This is a genomic window from Chamaesiphon polymorphus CCALA 037 (genome assembly GCF_003003845.1).
GTDB lineage: Bacteria > Cyanobacteriota > Cyanobacteriia > Cyanobacteriales > Chamaesiphonaceae > Chamaesiphon > Chamaesiphon polymorphus.
On record NZ_PVWO01000013.1, the window covers coordinates 26,797 to 32,866 of the forward strand.

The 6,070-nt window shown below is 45.3% G+C and carries 4 protein-coding genes; all 4 read right to left on the bottom strand.

All coding sequences use genetic code 11. The features are described 5' to 3' along the window. Positions 1–2: 2 nt before the first annotated feature. Positions 3–863 (bottom strand): hypothetical protein, encoded by an 861-nt coding sequence (locus C7B77_RS02110; protein WP_106299853.1) that lies wholly within the window; start codon positions 861–863, stop codon positions 3–5. A 41-nt stretch (positions 864–904) separates the two neighbouring features. Continuing rightward, positions 905–2,260: a hypothetical protein gene (locus tag C7B77_RS02115; RefSeq protein ID WP_106299855.1), complete on the bottom strand. Its 1,356-nt coding sequence runs from the start codon at positions 2,258–2,260 to the stop codon at positions 905–907. A 72-nt stretch (positions 2,261–2,332) separates the two neighbouring features. After that, entirely contained in the window at positions 2,333–3,637 is a 1,305-nt protein-coding gene (locus C7B77_RS02120) for a hypothetical protein (protein ID WP_106299857.1), read from the bottom strand. 8 nt (positions 3,638–3,645) lie between these two features. Then, positions 3,646–6,070, bottom strand: a 2,425-nt coding sequence (locus C7B77_RS29550) for a hypothetical protein (protein ID WP_106299859.1), incomplete at its 5' end; no start/stop codon positions are given.

Sequence of the window (6,070 nt, forward strand, 5' to 3'; positions counted from 1 at the left end):
GACTATTTTTGAGGAGTTGTAGGAGTAACATTGGTAGCAGGAGCCGGAGCAGATACTGTTGGGGGCTTGATATCGTCTGCTTGGTATGCCTCGACTGCGTAGATCTGTAGTCCAGGGGCTTGAGCCATTGCCACCACTTGAGCTAAATCTCCAGGAGTAGTAGTTTGAGCCAAAGTCGCTGGGTAAATTGCCTTGACATAGACGATTTTATTGAATGGAATCGTTTTCTCTGGTACGTTTGCTGCCGACCGTAAAATTAGATTTGCCACAACTTTAACTTTCCAAAGTCGTTCGTCATTGTTGCCTTTGACTTCGATCGGATCTTGCAAGTCCAAAATTGAGATCGTCACTTCCGACTGACCTTGCAAAACGCCTAACTTGGTAAGCAATGGGGAGATCGTCTCGCCTAAAAATTCTTCCCTAAACTTGTCTGATAAAGCGAAACTTCCCGCCCAAACAGTAGTTGGTACTAAAGCTTTGGCTGATTTAGATTCGATTGGAGCACCAGGATCGATCTTGGGTCGGCGCATATCCTCTGTAGTCGCGGGTGGTAAATATCTACTCCAAGTAAATAACTTGGTTAACGTCATCGCCGTGAAATCTTTAATCAACTGAGGCGATCGATTTTTAGATTCAAATGCTGTAACTTGAATCGTTTTACCGTTGATGGTTTGTACCATCGTTGGTAACGGACGATTGGCAATATTATTTGTGCTAAAGGCGTTGATTATCAACAAGAGTGTATTGAAAATTGATAATCCGCAAGTAACTAAAACAAATAGTGCAAAATGATTGTTTTCCGTTGCCTGAGAATGCGGTCGGATCTTAGTTAAAGATTTAAGTTCGTGAAATGAGTCAGACATGAATTTAGATAGTTATTTAGTAATTAAAGTAATTTGAGAGTTTATTTTTTACCAAAAAGTGCCTTAGCTTTACCCCCAACAGATCCAACTTTACCCCCAATGGCTTTAGCTATTTTCGCGCCGTCACTCGTACCCCCAGCTTTAGCTGCAATCCCTGCTTTAACTGCTTTCCCAATACCCCCTGCTGCACCCCCCGCTGCCGATCCTGCGGCACTAATTGGAGCTGTCGCCAATCCTTCAGCAACGGCAATCATCGAGCCTTTGGCAAAGATAAAGGTGATGAATGGTGCAAATATCGCAGATAGCATGGCAAGTACGTAACCCAATCCCCCCAACCTGCCTGCAACAGTGGCAATTAACGCTAACACGATGGCAAAACAAATCTTGGCATTGCATAGTGCCCAAAACTGTGAAAACCAATCCACCATAGCTTTTTCATCAGCGACTCCCATTGCTAAAGCTAGGGGTAATAAATAAAATGATAAAATCGCCGCAAGTTCGAGTCCCCAGTAAAACATGATCGTGATGCACTTGAGCACCAGCGAAATTAGTTCGTCTCCCATTTTTGCAAAAGCCGCTCCAGGGTCGGAGATACCACTCGCAACGGCGGACGCAGTATTTATCAGACCATCTAGTACGTTACCGCCAGCGTTATTGCCATTAACTCCAGCCCCACTTGCCGCAGCTTGCTGCTGGGCGATTTGAGATACCATTGCTTGTGAATATTGAATGATTGCCGGATCTGTAACATTAGCATCGTTGATAGTTTGTGCTAGTGTAGCTGCCGCAGTTGCCGCACAAGTAAGTTGAGCTGACTGACCACCCGAAGCATTTGTTGTATTGGGCTTGAGCCGACAGAGATTGAGAGATGCTAAAAATTGCTTGACGGCTGATTGTCCGATTGCAGAATTACTATTTGGATCGAGTGGTGCATTCGTAATCCCCGCCGCTTGTGATGCGGCAGAATCTGCCTGCATGTCCGCACCCACATTTTCAATAATGGTGATGCCAAAGCCCTGCGTCAAACCTCTGAGGGCATAAGTCGCTTTTTTAGCTGGGGCACCACTTTGAGATAGTAAAATGATGAATAATAAAGGCATCATTAACTTCTGAATAACTTGCCAAGGTTGCATTTCGGCGTTTAATGAGTACTCCTCATAAAGCTTGTAGCATCGCCAAGCTAGAAAAATAAATGCCAAACCGATACTAAATCCAGCAATTCGACCAAAGACACCGCTACTGTTATAAAGAACTGCCCACATCGCGTTGGTAGAATCAGCCGCATCCTTCGCTGCATTTGCTGCTGCTGTTGCAATACCACCATTTGCAGCACTTGAAGGAGGACTTGCAGCCGCAACAAAATATAGATTAGGAGTGATGAGTGAAGTTAAATTCATTTTTGAATATTGTTAAAATTTTAAATATGAGTGAAGCAGAAATCCCAATTATTTCTGCTTCACTCTTCTAGATTATGGTTGTCGCTTCACCCTGGAAATTCCGCCGATATAAGCATCAAGATAAACATTGCGTTTTCCATAAGCGATGCTAGCATCTGCTTCGCCAAGTGCAATTTTTCGTTGAAGATCTTGACTCTCAGATGTTTGTTGTAATAACTGCGCTTGAACGACACCTTGCTTACTAGCTGTGTCCAAGATCGAATCATTTTGATGAACGATACCTGTCGCCACAGACTTCAAATTTTGAATTGCAGTTAAGGAATCATCTTCAGAAGTCTGTGCGAGATTATCTGAATTTTTAACTACATTGTTAGAGTCAGATAGCTTATTGATAGTATCGTTTGTTGCGTCCTTGCCGAGGAAAGTACCCGCTACGATCGTGCCGTTTTCAGTAGTAGGATTAGAACCACTCGAAAGTGAAACATTCGGCGAATTATTAACATCCACAGCAATTTGAGCAGCTCGTCGAGCCTCAGCCGCCTTGTTGTTTGCGTCTACTAAAGCTGCGACATTAGATGAACTCGCTGGTGAAACAATCTGGCGTTCTGCTGCTGTAGTAGATGCTGGCGGCGCGGTTGAAGCTGTGCCTCCGAACAACCCAGCCAAACCAGGAAACGCGGTCTGAAACCATGTTGTTGCTTTCTTAACCGCCCAATCGGTAGCTGCTTGTTTTGCGGAATCCGTATACTGTTTTGCAGTTGCTTCAGCCGATGCCTGTAAGGTTGAAGTAATATTCCCAAACGATGCAAATGTAGTTTGGGGATTTGCCGCACAACTGGCAGGGTTGGCAACACACGGAGCCAAAGGATTGGCAAAGACGATCGGGGTGTAGCCAGCGGATGGTGTAACGGTAAAACTTGTTGAAGTAAAAGCATTGGGATTGCTGGAACTGACTGCAAGTGACGGTAATGCTGGCAGTGCTATTCCCGTTCCAACTTGGATAATATTCCCGTTTGCGCCGACAGTGTAAGAATTTCCATTCGCTCCAGTTAAGGTTGCCCCGCTCGGTAAAATTGGAGTCATACCGACAGTGGGACTAGCACCAATAGAGCCATCGATCGTTCCTCGAATGGGAGAATAACCGTTAGCATTAGTGCCATTAGCACCAATAGAGCCATCGATCGCATTAGGATAGTTAGAGTAACCTATAGTAGTACCATTAGCACCAACAGAGCCATCAATAGCCGTAGTTGCGGGAAGCCCTGTTAGCGGATCGATCGGAGCTAGCGTACCCCCAAGAGTAGCTGCCTGAGCGTGAGATGTCGATGCTAAGATCGCCCCCGCAATTGAAATCGCACTGAGAAACTTTAATTTCATAGAAATTGTTAGGTTGGTAATAATTCTGTAGCGTATCGATGCAGCCCTAAAATGGGGTTCTCAGCCGCAGCCATTAACTCTTGTCGTCGTTTAACTTCAAGCGTATTGTTAACGACTGCTGCCAAGCTACCCGCGCTGGCATAAGCGCGGACGCGAGTGTAACTGCGTCCGTCGAGTAACAGCCAGTTCGAGTATCCCAATGCTTTGTTAGGCTTGAATGAATCAGTCATTGTGGGGGCAAGAATTTCTTCGGGAATGAAGAGAATGTCCCGAAATGCTTCCCTGACCTCCGGCTGAATCCGCCCAACTAATTTAATGTTGCAGTTACCTAAAATTCGATCGCCATCCGCACAACTTGCGATCGAACCTGGTTCTTGAGCTGCGAGAATTACGCTGATTCCTGATTTACCGCCGTTGGCACAAAGCTTGCCAACTTGATTTGCCAGTGCTGGGAATTGAAGTAAAATCGCGGCTTCATCCACAATCAATACAGACTTAACGTTGCTAAAAGCTCGTCGCAACACTGCCCCGAACATACACATCGATAGGATTGCCGCATCCTCAGCGTTATTTACCCCACGCATCGCCATCACAAATAACTTGCTGTCGGCTGAAAATGTTGAGGGACGCGACAAAGCTTTACCCACCCGACTAGTCAGCCAGTAACGTAATTTTGTCACGACAAAATTTAGAGCCTCGATCTGTTCTGGCGACTGTTTGAGGGCGATTCGTTCGGGGGAGCAAAACTCGACAAAATGCTTGAGAGTTGGATACTTAGACCATTCTGGCGATCCGAGTCCAGCAATCCGCGCTGCTTTGATAGCCTGTTTAATTTCATAATCTTTATAAAATTTCGCCATCACTAACGCCAAGATCGATCTCACGATATCGCCATTAACGCTGGTATTTTGAGCTGTGGTTCCCATCACCATTGAATAGAGAATTTCGAGTAAGAAGTCTTCATAGTCTAAGTGGCGACTATCCTGCTGTTCCTGAGATAGATGGTTGATATTTGGTAACTCAAACAGATTACATGCTTCCTTACCCACATCGAAGTAGGCTTCCCCTAGCAGCATGGTGTAATCCTTGAACGTGCTAGCATCCTCAGTGGGTGGGTAATCGACGATCGATACGGGCACATCGTTAAGCAAGAAGTCATTGACCATGCTAGTCATAACAACTGATTTACCCGATCGCTGAGTGGCCAACAACAGCATGTGGTGTTGGCTGTTAATCATGTCGAGAGCGATCGGTACGCCACCATCGTGAGAGATAAATTCAAATCCCGATTTATCGACAGTCGATACTTGCGATAACGGAATCGTCCCCAGGACGTATTCGCTAAAAATCCTACCCAGACGGTTATAGGGAAATTTGAGCAGCGGAGTCCAGCAAACTGGAAATGTCTGCGCCCAAGTCTTCCAGGTATAGGTGGTTTCGCGATTGAGGTTCGCAGGATAGAGAAATAAGCTTTCTAAATAGTTACAGGCACGCTCTAACTTGTCTAATGAGTCGCGGTGAATTAAGAAGACTGTCGAACAAGATAGCGCGACATCGCCTCGGTGTAAGGTCGCACGAGCATCGATTGCTTCTTGGAGATCGATCGTTGCCGCTACCCCGACATCGCCATCTTCAGCAGCTTTACCCGCACGGAAGATTTGCTCTTTGGTGACATCTTTAAGCTGAGAGCGAACGAGCGTTTGATCGACTTTGGATAACTGCGTGATAATTTCAACGTCATTCACTAAATCCTGACTGAGCTTAGACCAAAAGTAATTCAAACAATCCCTTTCGTCCTCCCATCCGTCGGGACGATCCAACATTGCCATGACTGCGGTAAATCTTTTCTTGACGTGTACCCAACGGTAATCAGCCGTTGGTAAAGATTCCTCACTATTGATGAGTAATGACAGAGCATGAATATCTGAAGTAATTTCCTCTTTAATCGACTCACGATCGAAAATCAATTTCTGGGGGACGGGAATACATGGCTTGGTATTGAATCTGTCCCATAAATCCACCCATAGTTCTTGTGCTTGTAAAGGTCTGACGCTTAAACCCATCTTATTGATAAAAATCTGTTCCCAGAGCAAGAAGGCATTAAAACTGGCTTCGAGAAACGCAAAAAACTCTTGAGACTTCTTAATCTTCTCTGCCCCAGAGAAACTACCGAGATTTTTCAGTAACCCCTTAGTGATTTTCTCTACCCGATCGTCTTTAACATCAGCGTCGGGATCGTAAGTAAATGTCGCAAATACCCGCAAACTCTTCTGCTTCCGCAACCCCTTCACGCTCAGAACTTCTAGCCGCTTGAGTTCGGTCGTGGCAATATACTTGAGGATTGGATTGGTAGTATTACTCCCTTCCCGCTCAAAGAGTATAGAAAGAGGTACAATTACTAAATAAGGGGGAAAAGATGAATGAATCTGAGCC